Source organism: Actinophytocola algeriensis, from assembly GCF_014203735.1.
In the GTDB taxonomy this organism is placed as follows: domain Bacteria; phylum Actinomycetota; class Actinomycetes; order Mycobacteriales; family Pseudonocardiaceae; genus Actinophytocola; species Actinophytocola algeriensis.
Map to the genome: position 1 here is coordinate 82464 of NZ_JACHJQ010000013.1, position 21283 is coordinate 103746.

General features: G+C 71.0%; 20 protein-coding genes. 6 read left to right on the forward strand and 14 right to left on the reverse strand.

What is annotated here, in order from left to right:
* Window positions 1–22: 22 nt before the first annotated feature.
* The 7 genes from FHR82_RS42615 to FHR82_RS42645 form a co-directional block, all read right to left on the reverse strand.
* Window positions 23–1048, reverse strand: coding sequence for a ferrochelatase (locus FHR82_RS42615; RefSeq protein ID WP_184816396.1), 1026 nt, complete (start codon window positions 1046–1048; stop codon window positions 23–25).
* Window positions 1049–1051: 3 nt separating this feature from the next.
* The gene (fabI, locus tag FHR82_RS42620) at window positions 1052–1819 is read right to left on the reverse strand and encodes an enoyl-ACP reductase FabI (RefSeq protein ID WP_184816480.1); all 768 of its coding nucleotides are present in this window, start codon (window positions 1817–1819) and stop codon (window positions 1052–1054) included.
* 200 nt (window positions 1820–2019) lie between these two features.
* On the reverse strand, window positions 2020–2724 hold the full coding sequence (gene fabG / locus FHR82_RS42625) for a beta-ketoacyl-ACP reductase (RefSeq protein WP_184816397.1): 705 nt from the start codon (window positions 2722–2724) through the stop codon (window positions 2020–2022).
* 102 nt (window positions 2725–2826) lie between these two features.
* Window positions 2827–3819 carry a VWA domain-containing protein gene (locus tag FHR82_RS42630; protein ID WP_184816398.1) on the reverse strand — a complete coding sequence of 331 codons (993 nt, stop codon included), beginning with the start codon at window positions 3817–3819 and terminating at the stop codon, window positions 2827–2829.
* A complete protein-coding gene (locus FHR82_RS42635; protein WP_184816481.1) occupies window positions 3819–4703 on the reverse strand; it encodes a DUF58 domain-containing protein in 885 nt (294 codons plus the stop codon). The genes FHR82_RS42630 and FHR82_RS42635 overlap by 1 nt, the downstream gene beginning before the upstream one ends.
* A 53-nt stretch (window positions 4704–4756) precedes the next feature.
* Complete coding sequence (locus FHR82_RS42640) at window positions 4757–5830, reverse strand: AAA family ATPase (RefSeq protein ID WP_184816399.1); 1074 nt, start codon at window positions 5828–5830, stop codon at window positions 4757–4759.
* An 85-nt stretch (window positions 5831–5915) separates the two neighbouring features.
* A complete protein-coding gene (locus tag FHR82_RS42645) occupies window positions 5916–6566 on the reverse strand; it encodes a CatB-related O-acetyltransferase (protein WP_184816400.1) in 651 nt (216 codons plus the stop codon).
* A gap of 147 nt (window positions 6567–6713) precedes the next feature.
* Here FHR82_RS42645 and FHR82_RS42650 point away from each other — a divergent pair, with 147 nt between their 5' ends.
* Window positions 6714–7256 carry an MOSC domain-containing protein gene (locus FHR82_RS42650; RefSeq protein ID WP_184816401.1) on the forward strand — a complete coding sequence of 181 codons (543 nt, stop codon included), beginning with the start codon at window positions 6714–6716 and terminating at the stop codon, window positions 7254–7256.
* 7 nt (window positions 7257–7263) lie between these two features.
* Here FHR82_RS42650 and FHR82_RS42655 read toward each other — a convergent pair whose 3' ends face one another.
* On the reverse strand, window positions 7264–8574 hold the full coding sequence (locus FHR82_RS42655) for an NlpC/P60 family protein (RefSeq protein WP_376706496.1): 1311 nt from the start codon (window positions 8572–8574) through the stop codon (window positions 7264–7266).
* A 211-nt stretch (window positions 8575–8785) separates the two neighbouring features.
* Between FHR82_RS42655 and FHR82_RS42660 the strand changes: the two genes are divergently transcribed.
* Together FHR82_RS42660 and FHR82_RS42665 are read left to right on the forward strand one after the other, a co-directional pair.
* Complete coding sequence (locus tag FHR82_RS42660; protein ID WP_184816402.1) at window positions 8786–9274, forward strand: hypothetical protein; 489 nt, start codon at window positions 8786–8788, stop codon at window positions 9272–9274.
* A complete protein-coding gene (locus FHR82_RS42665) occupies window positions 9271–10767 on the forward strand; it encodes a mediator complex subunit 15 domain-containing protein (protein WP_184816403.1) in 1497 nt (498 codons plus the stop codon). The genes FHR82_RS42660 and FHR82_RS42665 overlap by 4 nt, the downstream gene beginning before the upstream one ends.
* Before the next feature lie 59 nt (window positions 10768–10826).
* Here FHR82_RS42665 and FHR82_RS42670 read toward each other — a convergent pair whose 3' ends face one another.
* Window positions 10827–11192 (reverse strand): VOC family protein, encoded by a 366-nt coding sequence (locus FHR82_RS42670; RefSeq protein ID WP_184816404.1) that lies wholly within the window; start codon window positions 11190–11192, stop codon window positions 10827–10829.
* A gap of 102 nt (window positions 11193–11294) precedes the next feature.
* Here FHR82_RS42670 and FHR82_RS42675 point away from each other — a divergent pair, with 102 nt between their 5' ends.
* Window positions 11295–14099, forward strand: coding sequence for an aconitate hydratase (locus tag FHR82_RS42675; RefSeq protein WP_311771555.1), 2805 nt, complete (start codon window positions 11295–11297; stop codon window positions 14097–14099).
* A 202-nt stretch (window positions 14100–14301) separates the two neighbouring features.
* Here FHR82_RS42675 and FHR82_RS42680 read toward each other — a convergent pair whose 3' ends face one another.
* From FHR82_RS42680 to egtA, 5 genes are all read right to left on the reverse strand, one after another.
* Window positions 14302–15207: a DNA-3-methyladenine glycosylase family protein gene (locus FHR82_RS42680; protein WP_184816406.1), complete on the reverse strand. Its 906-nt coding sequence runs from the start codon at window positions 15205–15207 to the stop codon at window positions 14302–14304.
* A gap of 428 nt (window positions 15208–15635) precedes the next feature.
* The gene (egtD, locus tag FHR82_RS42685) at window positions 15636–16604 is read right to left on the reverse strand and encodes an L-histidine N(alpha)-methyltransferase (protein WP_184816407.1); all 969 of its coding nucleotides are present in this window, start codon (window positions 16602–16604) and stop codon (window positions 15636–15638) included.
* Window positions 16601–17347: an ergothioneine biosynthesis protein EgtC gene (gene egtC / locus FHR82_RS42690; protein ID WP_184816408.1), complete on the reverse strand. Its 747-nt coding sequence runs from the start codon at window positions 17345–17347 to the stop codon at window positions 16601–16603. The genes egtD and egtC overlap by 4 nt, the downstream gene beginning before the upstream one ends.
* Window positions 17348–17350: 3 nt before the next feature.
* Entirely contained in the window at window positions 17351–18676 is a 1326-nt protein-coding gene (egtB, locus tag FHR82_RS42695; protein ID WP_184816409.1) for an ergothioneine biosynthesis protein EgtB, read from the reverse strand.
* Window positions 18673–19905 carry an ergothioneine biosynthesis glutamate--cysteine ligase EgtA gene (egtA, locus tag FHR82_RS42700; protein ID WP_184816410.1) on the reverse strand — a complete coding sequence of 411 codons (1233 nt, stop codon included), beginning with the start codon at window positions 19903–19905 and terminating at the stop codon, window positions 18673–18675. Before egtA ends, egtB begins: the two co-directional genes overlap by 4 nt.
* A 161-nt stretch (window positions 19906–20066) precedes the next feature.
* Here egtA and FHR82_RS42705 point away from each other — a divergent pair, with 161 nt between their 5' ends.
* Together FHR82_RS42705 and FHR82_RS42710 are read left to right on the forward strand one after the other, a co-directional pair.
* Entirely contained in the window at window positions 20067–20639 is a 573-nt protein-coding gene (locus tag FHR82_RS42705; protein ID WP_184816411.1) for a TetR/AcrR family transcriptional regulator, read from the forward strand.
* Between the two features lie 64 nt (window positions 20640–20703).
* Window positions 20704–21267, forward strand: coding sequence for a TIGR03086 family metal-binding protein (locus tag FHR82_RS42710; RefSeq protein WP_184816412.1), 564 nt, complete (start codon window positions 20704–20706; stop codon window positions 21265–21267).
* The last annotated feature ends 16 nt before the right edge of the window (window positions 21268–21283 follow it).

A 21283-nucleotide genomic window follows, 5' to 3' on the forward strand; every position in this document is an offset into this window, starting at 1 on the left:
CGCCGCGTGCGCTAACAACTTTCTAACCGCGGCGCAGACGCTCGCAGCAGCCGGCGGCACAGGGCGCGCCGTTCACCGTGCAGCCCGCGGCGGGCAGGTCCGACAGCTTCCTGGCCGGTGCGTCCGCCAGGTGTTCGCGGATCAACTCCACCACCAGCTCGGCGAAACGCGGGTCGCCGCTCGGTGCGATCGCGCGGGCGAAGCCCATGCCGAGCTCGGCCGCCTTCTCCTTCGCCTCGGTGTCCAGGTCCCACACGACCTCGAGGTGGTCGCTCACGAACCCGATCGGGCACAGCAACACCGCGGGCACTCCCTTGGCGTGCAGGTCATCCAGGTGGTCGAGGATGTCCGGCTCCAGCCACGGCACTTGCGGCGGCCCGGACCGGGACTGCCACACGACGTCGTACTCCGCGATGCCGAGGTCCGCCGCGACGAGCCGGGACGCCTCCGCGATCTGGCGTGAGTAGCGGTGCCCCCCTTCCTCGGGCGGGCCTGCGGCGACGTCGGCCGCGACCGGCACCGAATGGGCGGTGAAGACCAGCCGGTACTCCCCCAGCGAGGCGGCGGCCTCCCGGACCGCGTCCGCGAACGCCGACACGAACAGCGGGTGGTCGAAGAACTGCCGCAGCTTGGTCAGCTCCGGCGCGCCGGCACCTACGGCGTCCCGCGCGCGGATGATGTCCTCGTCGTACTGCCTGCACGCCGAGTAGCCGCCGTAGGCGCTGGTCGGGAAGACCAGCGCGGCCTTGACTCCGTCGCGGCTCATCTCCGCGAGCGTGTCCTCCGCCATCGGGTGCCAGTTGCGGTTGCCGAAGTACACCGGCAGGTCGATGCCGTAGCGCGCCAGCTCCGCCTCGACCGCCTCGATGGCGGCCCGGTTCAGCGCGTTGATCGGGGACACGCCGCCGAAGCCGAGGTAGTGCTGCTCGACCTCGTCCAGCCGCTCCGGCGGCACACCTCGGCCACGGGTCACGTTCTCCAGGAACGGCCGCACGTCCTCGGGCTTCTCCGGTCCGCCGAACGACAGCCACAGCAACGCGTCGGACATGGTCTACTGACCCGTCGCGTGCACGCCGCCGTCCACCATGATCATCGAGCCGGTCGTGGCGGGCAGCCAGTCCGACAGCACCGCGCAGATCGACTTCGCGACCGGGGTGGCGTCCTCGGCGTTCCAGCCCAGCGGCGCGCGGTCGCCCCAGCCGTCCTCCAGCTCGTTGAAGCCCGGGATCGACTTGGCGGCCATCGTCTTCACCGGACCGGCGGCCACCAGGTTCACCCGGATCCCCCTCGGGCCGAGGTCGCGCGCCAGGTACCGGTTCACCGACTCGAGCGCGGCCTTCGCGACGCCCATCCAGTTGTACGCGGGCCACGCGACGCGTGCGTCGAAGTCCATGCCGACGATCGAGCCGCCGGGCCCCATGAGCGGCAGGCAGGCGACGGCGAGCGACTTGAACGAGTACGCCGAGACCTCCACCGCGACCGACACGTCCTCGCGCGGCGCGTCCAGGAACGGCGCGCCGAGGCAGGTCTGCGGGGCGAACCCGATCGAGTGCAGCACCCCGTCCAGGCCGTCGACGTGCTCGCGCACCCGGTCGGCCAGGGAGTCGAGCTGCTCGTTGTTCTGCACGTCCAGCTCGATCACGGGCGCGGGGTTCGGCAGCCGCTTCGCGATCCGCTCGACCAGGCTCATCCGGCCGAAGCCCGTCAGCACGACGGTCGCGCCTTCTTCCTGGGCGACCTTGGCCGCGTGGAACGCGATCGACGCGTCGGTGATCACGCCGGTGATGAGCAGGCGCTTGCCTTCGAGCAGACCGGGCACGAAACCGTCCTCCTGGCTGAGCGGAGCTTGCGGAGCGAACAGCATTACTAGCGGAGCTTGCCGAGCGAACAGCATTACTGAGCGGAGCTTGCCGAGCGAACAGCATTACTGAGCGGAGCTTGCCGAGCGAACAGCATTACTGAGCGGAGCTTGCCGAGCGAACAGCTTGACTGATCAGGTCAGTTACCGGGGACAGTCTGTCAGTGCCCCATGCCGAGGCCACCGTCGACCGGCAGGACCGCGCCGTTGACGTACGCGGCGGCGTCGGAGGCCAGGAACGTGACGGCGGCGGCCACCTCGTCCACCTGCCCGTAGCGGCCGGCGGGCACGCTCGCGAGGATCGACTTCTTGCGTTCCTCGGTCACCGCGTCGGTCATGTCGGTGGCGATGAAGCCCGGCGTGATCACGTTCGCGGTGATGTTGCGGCCGCCCAGCTCACGGGTGATCGAGCGGGCCACGCCGATCAGACCCGCCTTGCTGGCCGCGTAGTTGACCTGGCCGGGGCTGCCCGCCATGCCGACCACCGACGAGATGAAGATCATCCGGCCCCAGCGGGCCTTGAGCATGGCGCGGGTCGCGCGCTTCGCGACGCGGAACGTGCCGGTCAGGTTGGCGTCGAGGACCCGGGTGAACTGTTCCTCGTCCATCCGCATCAGCAACGTGTCGTCGGTGATGCCCGCGTTCGCGACCAGCACCTCGACGGCGCCGTGCTTCGCCTCGATCTCCGTGAAGGCCGCGTCCACCTGTGCGGTGTCGGTGACGTCGCAGCGCACGCCGAACAGGTCCTCCGGCGGCGGCTTGCCGCGGTAGGTCACCGCGACGTCGTCCCCCTGCGCGGCGAACGCCCTGGCGATCGCCAGGCCGATCCCCCGGTTACCGCCGGTTACCAGTACTGAACGGCCCACCTGAAAACTCCTTGCGCGTACGACCGCCACGTTCGACGGCTCAGGCTATCTTTCCGCCGCGGGAACGTTCGCGCCGACTCCACCGTGTCAGCCAGAACACGATCAGGGCAGGCGCTGCCCGATCAACAGGGCGCTGCCCGCGGCCACCAGCGCGGCCAGCGTGCCGAGGACCATCCACGGTCTGCTGGCGTCCGCGTCCTTGGTCTCGTACCCGATCTGCTCACCGAGCGTGTCGTACACCCGGTGCAGCTGGTCCGCGGTCGCCGCCTTGTAGAACTCGCCGCCGGACAGCTCCGCGATCTCCTTCATGGACTCGTCGTCCACCGGCACCGGCTGGCTCTTGCCGTCGATCGTGACCGAGCCGTCGCCCGTGCCGAAGGAGATCGTGGAGACCGGGATCTTCTGGTCCTTCGCGGCCCTGGCCGCGGTGAACGCGCCCCGCGGGTCGTCGCCGTCGTCGGTCGGGACGGTCTGCTTCCCGTCGGTCATCAGCACGATGCGGGCAGGCGGCGCACCGGTGGCGCCGCCGACGATCTGCGCGAAGCCCTCGATCGACTGCAGTGCGGCGAAGATCGCCTCACCGGTCGCGGTGGACTCCGCGAGCTTCAGGTTCTCGATGGCCTTGGCGACGCTCGTGCGGTCGGTCGTCGGCGACACCATCACGCTCGCGGTGCCCGCGAACGAGATCAGGCCGAGGTTGATGCCGGGGGTGAGGCCGTTCGCGAAGTCCTTGGCGGCGTCCTGCGCGGCACGCAGGCGCGTCGGCCGCACGTCCGTCGCCTCCATGGACAGCGACACGTCGATCACGAGCATCACGGTGGCCCGGTTGCGCGGCACCCGCTGGGTGTCGGTCGGGCCCGCCATGGCTGTGGTCAGCAGCATCAGCGCGATCACCAGCACCACCGGCGGGAGGTGCCGGACCCAGCTCTGGCGCTTGGGCGCGACCTTCTCGAGCAGCGCCAGGTTGGTGAACCGCATCGTGCGCTTGCGGCGCATCCGCTGGACCATGATGTACCCGGCGACGATCGCGGCCACCAGGATCAGCAGCAGGAACCACCAGGGCGCGGTGAAACCGCCGAAGCTGAGGCCGAACATCAGGCCACTCCTCCCCCTGACCACCGTCGCTTGCGGGCGACGACGAAACGTACGGTGTCAGCGATCCAGTCCGAGTCGGTGCGCAGCACCAGGTGCCCGGCACCGGCGCCGCGGATCGCGGTGGCGACGCGTGACCGGTGCTCGGCGGCCGCGGCGGCGAACTCCCTGCGCAGCAGTGCCGAGGCGTGCACCTCGCGCTGACGGCCCGACTCCGGGTCGGACAGCACCACGGTGCCGACCTCGGGCAGGTCCACGTCGCGCGGGTCGAGCACCTCGATCGCGATCAGCTCGTGCCGGGTGGACAGGCCACGCAGCGGCCGCTGCCAGTCGATGTCGCCGAGGAAGTCGGAGATCACCACGGCGAGGCCGCGGCGGCGGGGTGGGCGGCGCAGCTGTTCGAGCGCGTCCCGCAGGTCACCGCGGGTGCCCTCGGGCGCACGGGGCATCTCGGCGACCTTGCGGACCAGGCCGCGGGCGTGCGCGAGCCCACCGCGGGCCGGCACGCGGTTGGTCTTCTCGCCGGTGGCGATGACCGCGCCGATCCGGTTGCCGCCCCCACCGGTCAGGTGCGCGATCGCGGCGGTCGCGGCGACCACCAGGTCCCGCTTCTCGCACGCCGCGGTGCCGAAGTCGAGGCTCGCGGACAGGTCGGCCACGAGCCACGTCTCCAGCTCGCGGTCGGCGACGGTCTCGCGGATGTGCGGCTCGGTCGTGCGCGCGGTGACCGCCCAGTCCATGCGACGCACGTCGTCTCCGGGCTGGTAGACCCGTGCCTCACCCGGCTCGGAGCCCGGACCCGGCACGAGCCCGAGGTGGTTGCCCTGGAGCAGCCCGTCGAGCCTGCGGCGCACGTCCAGTTCGAGCAGCCGCAGCCCGTGCTCCATCCGGTCCCCTTGCAGGATCGGCGGTGCCCAGCTCGGCCGCTCCTTCTCCCGACTCACCTACCAGCCACCCCTACGGGAGGCGGCTGCACCCCACCCGACTGCGGGCGGGCGGAGACCTGCGGCAACGGCACGGTCTGCAGCACGCGGGACACGATGTGGTCGACCGGCACGCCGTCGGCGAGCGCGTCGTAGGACAGGACGAGGCGGTGGCGCAGCACGTCCGGCACCACGTCCACGACGTCCTGCGGCAGCACGTAGTCACGGCCGCGGACCAGCGCGAGTGCGCGGGAGGCGGCGACGATGCCGAGGCTCGCGCGCGGCGAGGCGCCGTAGGCGACCCAGCCCGCGACGTCGGCCAGGCCGTGCTCGGCCGGGGTGCGGGTCGCGAGGACCACGCGGACGGTGTAGTCGACGAGCGCGTGGTGGACGAACACCCGCGCCGCCACGTCCTGGAGGCGGACCAGCTCGGCGGGGGTCAGCACCTGGTGCGGCTCCGGCGCGGTCACGCCCATCCGGTAGACGATCTCGCGCTCCTCCTCGGCCGTCGGGTAGTCGACGACGATCTTGAAGAGGAACCGGTCGCGCTGCGCCTCCGGCAGCGGGTAGACGCCCTCGTTCTCGATCGGGTTCTGCGTCGCCAGCACGAGGAAGGGATCCGGCATCGGGAAGGTCTGGCCGCCGATCGACACGTGCCGCTCGGCCATCACCTCCAGCATCGCCGACTGCACCTTCGCCGGCGCGCGGTTGATCTCGTCGGCGAGCACGAAGTTCGCGACCACCGGCCCCAGCTCGACGTCGAACTTCTCGGCGCCCTGACGGTAGATCCGCGTGCCGAGGATGTCGGCGGGCACGAGGTCGGGGGTGAACTGCACACGTGTGAACGATCCGCCGACGACCTTCGCGAAGGTCTCCACGGCCAGCGTCTTCGCGACGCCCGGCACACCCTCGAGGAGCAGGTGCCCCTTGGACAGCAGGCCGACGAGCATCCGCTCGACCAGCCGGTCCTGTCCCACGATGACCCGCTTGACCTCGAACACGGTGCGTTCGAGGAGCTGAGCGTCCCGCGCCGGGGTGCTGGCGGGCGTCTCGCCCGCCGTTCCGTTCACCGACTCCGCCGGCTCGGTCACTGACCAACCTCCTAGTGAAGCTTTATTTCTCCGGTCTACAGGCAACCTGACGAGCGGTGTGACGGCTGTGAACTGCGTCCACTCCTCACCCGTGACGGGTGTCCGGGGCGGCGGCCGCGAGGGCGTCGACACTGCCGGACATGATCGTCCGCACGTGCTCGGTGATGTGCTCGGCCGGCCAGTCCCACCAGGCCAGTGCCAGCAGCCGGCTGACGTCCGCGTCGTCGTAGCGGGTGCGGATGAGCCGGGCCGGGTTGCCGCCGACGATGCCGTAGTCCGGGACGTCGCTCGTCACCACGGCACCCGCGGCGACGATCGCCCCGTTGCCGATCCGCACGCCGGGCAGCACCGTCGCGCCGTGGCCGAACCAGACGTCGTTGCCGACCACGGTGTCGCCGCGGTTCGGGAGGCCGGTGAGGAGGTCCATGTGCTCGGCCCACGAGCCGCCCATGGTGGGGAACGGGAACGTCGACGGGCCGTCCATGCGGTGGTTGGCGCCGTTCATGATGAACCGCACGCCCGTGCCCAGCGCGCAGAACCTGCCGATCACCAGCTTCTCCGGCCCGTAGTGGTAGAGCACGTTGCGCGTCTCGAACGCGGTCGCGTCGTCCGGGTCGTCGTAGTAGGTGTACTCCCCGACCTCGATCAGCGGGGACGTCACCAGCGGCCTGAGCAACACCACTCTCGGCTGGTCGGGCATCGGGTGGAGGACCGTCGGGTCAGCGGGCACCGGCATGATCACCAGGCTCTCACGCGGTGGCCACCGGTTACGGGCGCATACTCCTGATCATGGCGTACGACACCGACCCGGCCGGCCGGGCGCGCGAGCTGCCCCGGGGCGTCACCCACGCCCGCGCTCTGTCCGCGAAGCGGGGCCGCTGACATGGGCGGACATGTCACGGCGGTCAGCAGCAGCCCGGCGCACACGTTCAGCAAGCCGAACCGCGACGACATCCGCCTGCTCACGGGCCTCGGCGTCGAGGGGGACGCGCACCTGGGCGTGACGGTCAAGCACCGCTCCCGGGTCGCCCGCGACCCGTCCCAGCCGAACCTGCGGCAGGTCCACCTCATCCACGCCGAGCTGCACGACGAGCTGCTCGCGGCGGGCTTCACCGTCACGGCGGGCGACATGGGCGAGAACGTGACCACCCGCGGCGTCGACCTCCTCGCGCTGCCGACGGGCACCCGCCTGCGCCTCGGCGACTCGGCGGTGGTCGAGGTGACCGGCCTGCGCAACCCGTGCGTGCAGCTCGACGCCTTCCAGCCGGGCCTGATGAAAGCGGTGCTGGACCGCGACGAACACGGTGCCCTCGTCCGCAAGGCGGGCGTCATGGCGATCGTCCTGGCCGACGGCGCGGTCCGCGCCGACGACCCCGTCGAGGTGGAGCTGCCCACCGGTCCGCACCGGCCGCTCGCGCCGGTGTGACGGTGGGTCAGAGGACCCTGGTGGCGTAGCCGACGATGCCGCCGTAGCGGACGGACGTGACCCGGACGCGGGAGCCGGAGAACGGGGCCTCGATCATCCGGCCGTCGCCGATGTAGAGGGCGACGTGGTGGATGCGGCCGCGGGTCGCCCAGAACAGCATGTCGCCCGGCGCCTTCTGGGACAGCGGCACGCGCCTGCCGGCCCGTGCCTGGTAGCCGCTGTAGTGCGGCAACCGGACGCCGACGCCCGCGAACGCGTAGATCATCAGGCCGGAGCAGTCGAAGCCGATCTTGTTGTAGTCGCCGTGGGAGTCGGCGACGCCGCCGTCGCGGATGCCCCTGGTCGGGCCGTGCGCGTTGCCGCCTCCCCAGGCGTAGGGGACGCCGAGCTGCGTCATCGCGCGGTTGATCACCGTGCGCGCGCCGCCGGACGACGGGGGCAGCGCCACTCCTCCGCCGCCGCCACCACCACCGCCGCCGCCGCCGGACGGGCGGGACTGCGCGGCTTCCTCGGCCTGCTTGGCGGCGAGCCAGTCGAGGTAGCGCTGCCGCTGGCTCGACAGGCCCGACGTGTTGGCCTGCGCCGCCGTGAGCTGGGCTTCGGCGGCGCTCTTCTGCGACTCGAGCTGGGAGGTCGCCGCGACCTGGTCGGTCTGGGCCTGCCGCGCGGCGGCGGTGGCGGCGTCGGCCGCCTGCTTGGCCGCCGCGGCCGCCGCCTGCTTCTGGTTGGCGAGGTCGAGCGCCTCGCGGGCGGCGGAGTCCTTGTTCGCCTGGTCGGTCCTGGCCACCTCCATGGTGTCCAGTGCGTCGAGCCTGCTCTCGCCGACCGCCTCCAGCAGCTGCGCGCGCTGGAGCAGGTCCTCCGGGCTCTTCGAGCCGATGTAGGCCGACATCGAGCCGATGGTCGAGCCCTGCTTGTAGCTGCCTGCGGCGAACTCGTCGAGCTGCTCGCGCGCGTTGTCCACATCGGAGGACGCGGTGGCCGCGGCGACCTTCGCGACGTCCGCGTCGGACTTCGCCTTGGCGGCCTCGTCCTGCGCGGTCTGCAGGTCGACCAGCGCCCGGTTGGCGTCCTCCATCTTCAGCTCGACGTCGGCCACCAGCTGCGCGAGCTGTGCCTCCGCCTGCGCGACCTGGTTGGTGAGCTGACCGACCCTGGTGGCCTTGGTCCGCGCGTCGGCCTTGCTGGCGCCCAGCTCGGAGTCGCTGGGGTTCGGCGGCGGGGGCGGCACGGCCACCGCCGTGCCCGCGCCCATGCTCACGACGAGCAACAGTGAGGCCGCGACGATCCGCAGCCCGGTGCCGGCCAGCCTGCCCACGGTGACAACCTCCCTCGCGCCGACCCGCACTCCCCTGAACAGCGGGGACAGCGGCCCCACTGTGCCACTGTGGACACATCAAGCACCACTCGCAACACCAGGAACTCAGACAACCTGCGCAACTTTCACCCCAATGAACACGCCAGACACACCGAGAGTGGTTACGGAGGGTGTCGTCGGTGCCACCGGCCAGGGCTGACACCATGGCGACGTGCTGTCGAGAATCGCGGCCCGCCCGCACACGCCGGTCGCCATCGCCGCCGTCGGGGTGACCGCGGCCGGGCTGGTGGCCGTCGGGATCGGCACGTTCCTGCCGTGGGTGAAGTCGGGGACCGTGCTGCGTGACAGCTACCAGTCGATCGCGATCATCCGCACGATCAAGGTGCTCGACGGGAGCCCGCTGGCGCTGGTGCTCGACGCCTGGACGCTGCTGATCCCGGTGATCACGCTCAGCGTCATCGTGTACGCACTCGGTTTCCGCCGGTCGGCCGCAACGATTTCCGCCATTGTGGCGATAATCAGCGGAACCGTGGCGGGGTCCGCCACCGTCCTAGGCGGTGGCGAAGAAGTCCGCCTCGGCATCTCGAGCACCGGCCCCGTGACAACGTTGATCGGGGCCGCACTGACACTGGTCGGGGTCGTCGGCATCTTCGCTGGCCGGCGCAGTCGCGCGACCGAAGACGCAGGAGGGGAACCGTGACCTATCCAGGTTCAGGCGGCCAGTGGCAGCCGAACGATCCGAACCAGCAGGCCCCGGGTGGCTACCCGCAGCCGGGTTACGGCCAGCAGCCCGGCTACCCGCAGCAGGGTGGCTACCCGCAGACCGGTCCGCAGCCACAGCAGGGGGGCTATCCCCAGTCCGGCCCGCAGCCCGTGCAGGGTTATCCGCAGACGGGTCCGCAGGGTTTCCAGCAGCCGCAGACCGGCGGCTTCGCACAGCAGCAGTACGGGCAGCCGAACTTCGGCGGCCTCGGCGGCGAGCCGCCCAAGAAGCGCGGCAAGGGCCCGATCATCGGCGCGATCGCCGCGGTGATCGTGGTCGCGCTCGGCGTCGGCGCGACGATCTTCGTGCTGAACCGGAGCAGCGGCGACCAGGCCGGCCAGGACAACCCGACGCAGGCGGCGACCAACCTGGTCAACAGCCTCAGCCAGGGTGACGTGCTCGGGGTGCTCGAGAGCCTCACGCCCGCCGAGTCCGCGCTGCTGGTCGACTTCAACGCGAAGACCACCCAGCGCCTCAAGGAGCTGAAGGTCTACAAGGAGGACGCCGACCCGAACAAGCTGCACGGCGCGGCGGTCGAGGCGACCGACCTCAAGTACGACGAGGCCGGCGCGGAGAAGGTCAACGACCACCTGACCATCACCAAGCTCATCGGCGGCACCGTGTCGTTCCGCGCGGACCTCAACGAGCTGCCGCTGACCGACGAGTTCATGCAGGCCGCGTTCCCCGACGGCGTGCCGACCGAGTCGACGGACGAGAAGGTGAACATCGCCGAGGTCGTCAAGGAGACCGGCGAGCCGATCCGCATCGCGACCGTCAAGGTCGACGACAAGTGGTACCCGAGCCTCTTCTACACCGTCGCCGACTACGCACTGGTGGACGCGGGCGAGGAGTGGCCGTCGGAGCCGATCGCGAACAACGGCGCCGACACGGCGGACAAGGCCGTCCAGGAGATGGTCCAGGCCGCGATCAACTCCGACATCGAGCGGGTCATCGAGCTGCTGCCGCCGGACGAGATGGGCGCCCTGCACGACGCGGGCCCGGTCCTGGTCGAGGCCGCGGGCCGTCCGTCCCCGGCCCCGGTGGAGGTCACCAAGCTGGACACCGTGTCGACCGACGCGGAAACCGGCGGCCAGAAGGTCATGCTGAAAGAGGTCGAGATCAAGGCCGACGGCCAGACCTACCGCGTCGCCAAGGACGGTGACTGCTACACCGCCGAGGGCGAGGGCCAGACCCAGCAGCTGTGCGCCGACGACGTGGCGGCGGAGATCGGCGGCACCGACATGCCGGCGGATGTCCAGCAGGCCCTGGCCAACCTGGCGTCCGGCATGCTGAAGAACACCGGCGTGGTCGCCACCGAGTTCGACGGCAAGTGGTACGTCAGCCCGCTGCGCACGTACAGCGAGCTGGGCCTGACCGCGCTGTCGGACCTGACCCCGGAGGACGTGCTCGCGCTCGTCACGATGAGCTGACGGTTCTTTCCCGGGAACGGCCCGGCACTCCGCGAGGGGTGCCGGGCCGTTCCACGTTCTCAGCCCGCCAGGAACTCCAGGCGGTTGCCGCTGGGGTCGTTCGTGTGGAAGCGGCGGCGGCCCGGGATCTCGGCGGGGTCGGCCCAGCGGATCTCGTGGCCCGCGGCGGCGAGGGCCGCCGCGGTGGCGTCCACGTCGACCACGAAGGCCGGGTGGGCCTTCTTCGCCGGGCGGAAGTCCTCCTCGATGCCGACGTGCAGCTCCGCGTCCGGGCCGCCGTGGCCCGGGACCTGGAACCAGCAGCCGCCCCTGGCAGCCAGTAGTGGTGGTTTCCGCAGCTCAGCCCAGCCCAGCACGCCGGTGTAGTAACCGCGCAGGCGGTCTTCGCTGCCCGGAGGTGCGGCGATCTGTACGTGGTGCAGCATGGGTGGCGACCCTCCCTTGGCGTCGAATACAGGACAAGCGTACTGTTTGACACGAGAGAGGTCGTTCCCGAACCGCACACCACAGGCCCCATGGAGTTGGACGTGACCGCACCAGCAAGCAAGGACACCTTCGGCGCCCGCCAATCGCTGACCGTCGGCGATGCCTCTCACGAGGTGTTCCGGCTCGATGCCGTCAAGGGGTCGGACCGTCTCCCCTACAGCCTGAAGATCCTGCTCGAGAACCTGCTGCGCACCGAGGACGGCGTGAACATCACCGCCGACCACGTCAACGCGCTCGCGGGCTGGGACCCGTCGGCCGAGCCGTCTACGGAGATCCAGTTCACGCCGGGCCGCGTGGTCATGCAGGACTTCACCGGCGTGCCGTGCGTGGTGGACCTCGCGACCATGCGCGAGGCCGTCACCGCGCTGGGCGGCGACCCGGCCAAGGTCAACCCCCTCGCGCCCGCCGAGCTGGTCATCGACCACTCGGTGATCGCGGACATCTTCGGCCGCCCGGACGCGTTCGAGCGCAACGTCGACCTGGAGTACGAGCGCAACAAGGAGCGCTACCAGTTCCTGCGCTGGGGCCAGAGCGCGTTCGACGAGTTCAAGGTCGTGCCGCCGGGCACCGGCATCGTGCACCAGGTCAACATCGAGCACCTGGCGCGCGTCGTGATGACCCGCGGTGGGCAGGCCTACCCGGACACGCTGGTCGGCACCGACAGCCACACCACGATGGTCAACGGCCTCGGCGTGCTGGGCTGGGGCGTCGGCGGCATCGAGGCGGAGGCCGCGATGCTGGGCCAGCCGGTGTCGATGCTCATCCCGCGCGTGGTCGGCTTCAAGCTCGACGGTGAGCTGCCCGCGGGCGCCACCGCGACCGACCTGGTGCTGACGATCACCGAGATGCTGCGTGAGCACGGCGTGGTCGGCAAGTTCGTCGAGTTCTACGGCGTCGGCGTGTCGGCCGTGCCGCTCGCGAACCGCGCCACGATCGGCAACATGAGCCCCGAGTTCGGCTCCACCTGCGCGATCTTCCCGATCGACGGCGAGACCATCGACTACCTGAAGTTCACCGGCCGCTCCGCCGAGCAGGTCGCGCTGGTCGAGACCTACGCCAAGGAGCAGGGCCTGTGGCACGACCCGGCGGCCGAGCCCGCGTTCTCCGAGATGCTGTCGCTGGACCTGTCGACGGTCGTCCCGTCGATCGCGGGCCCGAAGCGCCCGCAGGACCGGATCGCGCTGACCGACGCCAAGCCCGCGTTCCGCTCGGCGCTGAGCAACTACACGAACGACGAGACCGACGACTCCACCGTCGACGAGGCGTCGAAGGAGTCCTTCCCGGCCTCCGACGCCCCCGCCCACTCCACCTCCGGCAACGGCCACGGCAAGCCCGTGCACTACACCGCCGCCGAGGGCGCTGAGGGCCGCCCGAGCAAGCCGACCACCGTCTCGCTCGACGGCGCCACGTTCGACATCGACCACGGCGCGGTCGCGATCGCGGCGATCACCTCGTGCACCAACACGTCGAACCCGTCGGTGATGATCGGCGCCGCGCTGCTCGCGAAGAAGGCGGTCGAGAAGGGCCTGTCCCGCAAGCCGTGGGTGAAGACCACGCTCGCGCCGGGCTCGAAGGTCGTCATGGACTACTACGAGCGCGCCGGCCTGCTGCCGTACCTGGAGAAGCTGGGCTTCCACCTGGTCGGCTACGGGTGCACCACGTGCATCGGCAACTCGGGCCCGCTGCAGGAGGAGATCTCCGCGGCGGTCAACGAGGCCGACCTCGCGGTCGTGTCGGTGCTGTCCGGCAACCGCAACTTCGAGGGCCGCATCAACCCGGACATCAAGATGAACTACCTCGCGTCCCCTCCTCTCGTGGTCGCGTACGCCCTCGCCGGCTCGATGGACAAGGACATCACCACCGAGCCGCTCGGCACCGGCAACGACGGTGAGCCGGTGTACCTGTCGGACATCTGGCCCAGCCCGCAGGAGATCCAGGACGTGGTCGCGTCGGCCATCTCCTCGGAGATGTTCACGAACGACTACGCCGACGTGTTCGCGGGCGACGAGCGCTGGCAGTCCCTGCCCACCCCGTCCGGCAACACCTTCGAGTGGGCAGGCGAGTCGACGTACGTGCGCAAGCCCCCGTACTTCGACGGCATGGAGCTGTCACCCGCCCCGGTGACGGACATCGACGACGCTCGCGTGCTCGCCCTGCTCGGCGACTCGGTGACGACGGACCACATCTCCCCGGCAGGCGCCATCAAGCAGGACTCGCCCGCGGGCAAGTACCTCAACGAGCACGGCGTGGAGCGCAGGGACTTCAACTCGTACGGCTCCCGCCGCGGCAACCACGAGGTGATGATCCGCGGCACCTTCGCCAACATCCGCCTGCGGAACCTCCTCCTCGACGACGTCCAGGGCGGCTTCACCCGCAACTTCCTGGCCGGCGGCGAGCAGACCACCATCTACGACGCGTCCGTCGCCTACGCGGAGGCGGGCGTGCCGCTGGTCGTCCTGGCCGGCAAGGAGTACGGGTCGGGTTCGTCCCGTGACTGGGCCGCCAAGGGCACCTCCCTCCTCGGTGTGCGCGCGGTGATCGCGGAGTCGTTCGAGCGCATCCACCGCTCGAACCTCATCGGCATGGGCGTGCTGCCGCTGCAGTTCCCGCAGGGCGAGTCGGCGACGTCCCTGGGCCTGAACGGCACCGAGACCTACTCGGTCGAGGGCGTGACCAAGCTCAACGACGGCGACACCCCCCGCACGGTCAAGGTCACCGCGACGAGCGAGGACGGCACCACCACGGAGTTCGACGCGGTGGTCCGCATCGACACCCCGGGCGAAGCCGACTACTACCGCAACGGCGGCATCATGCAGTACGTCCTGCGGAAGATGGTCAACAGCTGATACACACTCCTACCCGGTGCCCGGCGACCCACGAGTCGCCGGGCACTTTTTCGTTGAGGGACAAGGAAAAGACATACAGCAGCTGGAGGACATGGGGAAGCGACCCACCGAAGGCGGCGACACTTTGGCCACCCCGTGGAGAACGTGACGACCACACCGCGGCCACGGCGAGCGGCGGCCACCGGCCAGCCGGGCCCGGCGATCAGTTCCCCACCAGCTCCTCCCGCCGCACCCGGAACAACACGGACACCCAAGTCCTGAAAGGGCGCCAGCCGTCGGCCACCTCACTCAGCTCCGCCTTCGTGGCCACCGGATAGACCCGCCGCATCTCCTCGTGCAACCGCGTCTCCGCGTCCGGGAACCCGTCCGGATGCGCGGCTCCGCGCAACAGCACCAGCTCTGACGAGAACTCCCCGATGCCCGGCAACGTCCGCAGCCGGGTCAGCGCCTCCGCCACCGGAATCGAACGCAGCTCCGCCGCGTCCAGCCTGCCGGCCTCGGCGGCCTCCGCGATCGCCTTCAGGCGGTCGCTCTTCACCTCGCTGACCATCGGCACCATGGGCACCGCCCGGAGCACCGCGGGCGGCGGGAACGACGGCAGCACCACCCCGTGCACGTCCACCGACGACCCCAGCTCCCTCGCCAGGTTGCGTTTGATCGTCGCCGCCTGGTTCATCCGGATGCGGTGGCCGATGATGGCGAAACACGCTGCCTCGTAAGGGGAATGGAACGCCACCGGCCGCAACCCCGGATAGCGCGCCTGCAGGTCCCCGACCACCGGATCTCGCGCGCCGACGGCCGCGAAGCCGGTACCGTCCACGTCCAGCGACAGGATCCGCCGTGCGGCCGCCGCCGCGTTGTCCACATCGGACGGATCGCCGTGGACTGCCATGCGCACCGGGCCGTTCGGGCCCGCCTGTTTCACCAGTACACCCACCGGCCGCCAACTCGGTGCGACCGGGAACGCGAGCCGTAGCTCGCCGGGGCTGGCTGCCGCGTCGGCGCGTGCCGCGGGTGCGAAGCCCTCGAGGAAACGGGCGCTCGCCGTGAGGTCGAAGGGCCCCTGGACGGGGACGTCAAGCCAGGTGACCTGGTCGATGGTTGTCATGGGGACACCATGCCCCGGGGCACCGACAGAAACGGGCCGGAGCGGCGAGCGAATGTCCCATTCGCTCGGAGAGGTGCCCGGCACGCCAGCAGGCGGCCACAAAGGTCAGTTGCCGCCGAGGGTGGGGCGTCCGTGCCGCGCCAGGCGGAGGTCGAGCGGTTGCCCTGCTCCGGTCGGCCTGCGCGGCGCCGGACTCCTCACGCTCCCGTACCGGGAAGCGCTCGTTCAGGTCGACCAGCGCCGGTGCCACCGCCATCAGTGCGATGACCGCCAGGCCGACGACGATGCCCAAGGTCGCCAGAACGCTCATGATTTACTCCCCTGCTCTTTTCTCGTGTACCTCCACTTTCGTCGTTCTCGCTGGTCAGCGGATCGGCCGATGGGCTGGTCGCCCATCGGCCGAGTGGTTCCTCCTACCGCCGAACGACCTAGTCGGTGGCCTGCGACAGGGAGACGCCGAAGCGGTTCAGGCGGTCGGTCCACCACTTGGCGATGGTGAAGCCGGCCTCGGCCAGCTCCGTCGACACGCGCGCCGGGCGGAACTTCGACGAGACCTCCGTGCGCATCTCCTCGTTCTCCGCGAAGTCGACCTCCAGGTGCACCTCCGGGAGGTGCACCCGCATGGCGCGGGTGGCCCGCAGGCGCATCTCGATCCACTCCTCCTGGTCGTTCCACACGGCCACGTGCTCGAACGCCGACGTGTCGAAGTCGGCGCCCAGTTCCCGGTTCAGCACGTGCAGCACGTTGCGGTTGAACTCCGCGGTCACGCCCTGGGCGTCGTCGTAGGCGCGGACCAGTGTGTCCTTGTCCTTCACCAGGTCGGTGCCCAGCAGCAGCCACTCCCCTGCCCGCAGGTCGTCCCGCAGCGCGGACAGGAACTTCGCCCGTTCGACGGGGACCAGGTTGCCGATCGTGCCGCCGAGGAACACCACCAGGCGGGGCGCGCCGCCCGGGAGCAGCGCCAGGTGCTGGGTGAAGTCGCCCACCACGCCGTGCACCGTGGCCGGGGCGTACGCGTCGCGCAGCACAGCGACCGAGGACTCCAGTGCCGCCTCCGACACGTCCAGTGCCACGATCTCCTGGAGGGTGCCCCCGGCACGGAGGGCGTCCAGCAGCAGGCGGGTCTTCTCCGACGAGCCGGAACCCAGCTCCACCAGCGTCCGCGCGGCGGTCAGCTCCGCGATCTCACCGGCCCGGTCGGCCAGCACCTCCCGTTCGGCGCGGGTCGGGTAGTACTCCTCGAGACGGGTGATCTCCTCGAACAGCTCACTCCCCCGCGCGTCGTAGAACCACTTGGGCGGCAACGTCTTCGGTGTCGCCGCCAGGCCCGTCAGCACATCCGACCGCAGGCCGCGGAGCACGTCGTTCTGCGTCAGGTGCACGGTCAGGTCGGTCATGGGTCTCCCAGTCTCGTCATGTCCACACTGGACGGTGTGGCGGTCACGAGGTGCCCGTCGGGCACCTCGTGCCAGCCGGGGTCGTCGTCGTAGGGCTCGGACGCGACCACCACGGCGCCGGGCAGCGCACGCACCCACAGCGCGTGCGTCCACGCGGTCCCCACGATGGTCGAGCCGTCGGTCAGCAACAGGTTCAGCCGTGAGCCGGGCGCCGCCTCCGCCACGTCGGTGACCACGGACGCGACCGCCTTCGCGGGCGCCACCCCGGTCGACAGCAGCGACCGCACCAGGAGCCACAGCAGCGCCGAGTCGGTCGGTGCGTCCATCAGCAGCAGGTCGGTCACCGGCAGCCGCGCCGCGAGCGCCGCCACCGAGGACGGCCAGCCGCGCACCAGGCCGTTGTGGCTGAACAGCCACCGCCCGCTGGTGAACGGCGCGCACGCGGTCTCCACCACCGGCATGCCGACCGTGGCCGAGCGAACGGCCGCGAGCACCCCGCCGGAGCTGACCGAACCGGCCAGCCCGGGCAGTGCCGCGTCCGTCCACATCGGAGCCGGACGGCGCACCCGGACGGGTTCGGGATCGCCCGTGTACCAGCCGATCCCGTACCCGTCCGCGTTCACGGTGCCGCCGCCGCGCATGTCACGCGGCGCCCACGACTGCCGCAGCAGCGAGTGCTCCGGCGTCAGCAGCAGGTCGGCGAGCCGCACGGGCTCGCCGACATAGGCCAGGTGCCTGCACACGGCTCAGGCCGACTGCTCGCGGGACGCGTCGCGTGCGCACCGGAACCCGGCGAAGATCTGCCGCCGGATCGGGTGGTCCCAGTTGCGGAACGTCGCCCGGCCCGCGACCGGGTCGGTGCCGAAGGAGCCGCCGCGCAGCATCTTGTAGTCGCCGCCGAAGAACACCTCCGAGTACTCCCGGTACGGGAACGCCTCGAACCCCGGGTAGCCGTGGAAGTCCGAGTCGAGCCACTCCCACACGTCACCGACCAGCTGGTGCACGCCCAGCGGCGACGCCCCGTCCGGGTACGCGCCGACCGGAGCGGGCGACAGGTGCCGCTGCCCCACGTTGGCGTGCTCCGGGCCGGGATCCTCGTCGCCCCAGGGAAAGCGGCGCGACCGCCCGGTGGCCGGGTCGAAACGGGCCGCCTTCTCCCACTCCGGCTCGGTCGGCAGCCGCTTGCCGGCCCACCGGGCATAGGCCTGTGCCTCGTGGAAGCACACGTGCACCACCGGTTCGTCCGGCGGGATCGGCTCGATGTGCCCGAACCGGTTCCGCAGCCAGCCGGAACCGTCCCGCACCCAGAACCGCGGCGCGTTCAGGTCGGCCTTCGCCCGGTACGCCCAGCCCTCCTCGGACCAGAACCGGGGGTCGTCGTACCCGCCCGCCTCGACGAAGGCGAGGTACTGGGCGTTCGTCACCGGCGCGGTGTCGATGAAGAACGCGTCGACGTGCACGTCGTGTGCGGGCCGTTCGTTGTCCAGCGCCCACGCGTCGATCGAGGTGCCCATGGTGAACGGGCCCTCTGGCACCAGCACCTCGGCGGCCGGCAGCGGACGACCGGGCGGTGGCGGTGGCGCGTTCAGCACCGGCGCGCCGGACCGCAGCTGGTGGGTGGCCAGCATGGTCTCGTCGTGCTGCTGCTCGTGCTGGACGATCATGCCGAAGGCGAACCCGCCCGCCTCCAGCCGCCGCCCGTCGAGCGGGCTGTGCTCCAGCACGTCGAACGCCTTGTCCCGCACCTCGCGCACGTAGGTGCGGGCCTCGGCAGGCGACAGCAGCGGCAACGCGGGCCGGTCGGCCCTCGGGTGCTGGAACGCGTCGTACAGGTCGTCGATGTCCGGGCGCAGCGGAACACGTCCACCCACGTCGCGGACGAGCCACAGCTCCTCCTGGCTGCCGATGTGGGCGAGGTCCCACACCAGCGGGGACATCAGCTTCGAGTGCTGGCGCACCAGGTCGTCGTCGTCGACGGCGTCGGTCAGCGCCACACTCCGGTCCCGCGCCCGCCGCAACTGCTCCGCGACCCGCGTGCGGAGCGCCTCGGTCGGGATGTCTGCCGCGGTCATGCGCTGCTCCTCACGGTGAGACGGTCGAGGTCGGCGACGATGGCCGAGGTCAGGCCGGCAGGCAGGCCCATGCCGGGCAGCGCGGCGGCGCCCAGTTCGAGCACCGTCGTCGCGGCGCGGGCGATCGCCCGGTCGGCGAGCCCGTCACGGGCGGCGGGCAGCCACCGGTCACCCACCGGCAGGCAGGCGTCCAGCACGGCGTCGACCGTGCGCCGGTCCGACACCAGCGCCGAGAGCAGCGCGGTCGGCGTGACCCAGCCGCTGCCCGCCTGCGCGTCGAGATAACGCACCTCGAGGTACCCGTGCGGGCGCACGGGCGGGAAGAGGGTCGACAGGTGGTAGTCGAGGTCGTCGGTGGTCGGCGGTGTCGGCAAGCCGCCCGCCACCCAGTCGGCGAACGTGAGGCCGGCAGGCGTGTGCCAGCGTGCGCCCTCCCCGCGCACGCAGAGAACGGGCGTGTCCAGCACGCGGCGGGCCCAGTCGGCGGCCGGGTCCGCGACGATCGCGGACGGGAACGACCTGGCCGGGTCGGTGCCGAGCACCGCGCGCATCCGTGCCGACGCCCAGCCGGTCTGGCTGCCGGAGAGCGTCGGGGAGTTCGCGAACGCGGCGACCAACACCGGACCGAGCGCGCTCACCGCCGCCCACCGCTGCGCGACCGTGTCCGCCTCACCGGCGTCCAGGCACACCTGCAGACCGGCGGTGCAACACATCATGGTGATTCCGTGCGGCCCGATGGACTCGAAGACGTGCTCCATCGCGGCGTAGCGCGGGGTGTCGAGGATTCGGGCGGGAGACCGGTGCGGGTCGACAGCTTTGTCGCCGAGGACCAGGCCCGCTGCGGCGAGTAGTTCGGTGAGAAACGCGAGGTCGGCGTGGACCGCGTCGAACAACTCGGCGAGTGAGGATCGGGGTAGTGCGGAGATCTCCACCTGGCCGCCGGGTTCGACGGTGAGCGGAGAGCCGGATGGCAGTGGTTGCTGAGGGCTGTCGGGGGTCAGGGTGCGGGGTGCGTGGGGGCCGAGCGCGGCGACCAGACGACGGGGGTCCAGTGGCCGCCGGGGATCCTCCTCGTGGTGGACGATCCACTCGAGCTCCACTCCGTGGAGTTTCGGTGGCCCGTGTTTGAAGCAGACCGAGGCGACATATGCCTCCGCCTCGACCCGGTCCCGCAGACGGCGCCGGTCAGGCCCCGTGACCTGCGGGTCTTGGACTGCTGTCACAGCCATCACCTCCTGGAAATCGACGCTACACGCGCCCACCGACAATTACGTGACGGTGAAACGCAGAACGTGTGGACGGCGATTGGGACAAGCAGGAGAAACCGGAAAGCGCCTGGAAGACGTACGTACGGATTGCATCGCGGTGAACGGACTGCGACGATCAGGCGGTGCCACGGGTCAGCCAGGATCACCTCGAAGCGCGTCGCCACCAGATCCTCGACGGGGCCCGCGTCTGCTTCGCTCGTTTCGGCTACGAGGGCGCCACCGTGCGACGGCTCGAGGAGGCCACGGGCCTGTCCCGCGGCGCCATCTTCCACCACTTCCGCGACAAGGAGTCGCTTTTCCTCGCACTCGCCGAGGACGACGCCCTGCGCATGGCGGACGTGGTCGCGAAGGACGGCCTCGTCCAGGTCATGCGTGACCTGCTGGCGACCAAGAACGGCGCCGACTGGCTCGGCAGCAGGCTGGAGCTGTCGCGGCGGCTGCGCACCGACCCGGAGTTCCGGGAGCGCTGGGCGGAACGGTCGCGCAACCTCACCCTCGCCACCCGCGCACGCCTCGTCCGCCAGCGCGAGGCCGGCAACCTTCGTGACGACGTGGACGTCGACGTCCTCACCGCGTACCTGGAACTGGTCCTCGAAGGCCTCGTCTCCCACCTCGCCATGGGCCTGCCCGCCGACGACCTGGAGCCAGTGCTCGACCTCGTCGAACAGTCGGTGCGGCGCCGCTCGGCGTCCTGACCCCGGATAGCGCCGCGGTCGTGCGGGCGAGCGGCGGGCGCACCGCGGGTGCGATGCTGGGGACATGGATCTCCTGGACGCGCACGGACAGGCCATGGACACCTTCGACCGGGCGATGCACAAGGTGGGGCTGACCGACTGGGACTCGCCGACGCCGTGCGGCGACTGGACCGTGCGGGACCTGGTCAACCACATCGTGGTGGACCAGCTGTGGGTACCGGACGTGCTCGACGGGCGGACCCTGGCCGAGGTCGGCGACAAGTTCGACGGCGACCAGCTGCACGACGACCCGCTGGCGGCGTGGCGCGCGGCGAGTGACGTGGCGCGGTCGGCCTGGCTGCGGCCCGGTGCCCTCGACGGCACCGTCCACCTCAGCTCGGGCGACCAGGCCGCCGCGGAGTACGGCTGGCAGATGACCACCGACCTCACGGTGCACGGCTGGGACCTGGCGACGGCGCTCGGCGCGGACGCGGCCATCCCCGACGAGCTCGCCGAGGCGCTGATCGCCTTCATCGAGCCGCAGGCGGACGCGTGGTCGGCGACGGGACTGTTCGGCACGCCGGTCGCGGTACCGCGGGACGCGCCCTCGGCGGCACGCCTGGTCGGGCTGCTCGGACGGCAACCGTAGCCGCCCCCGGCCCTTT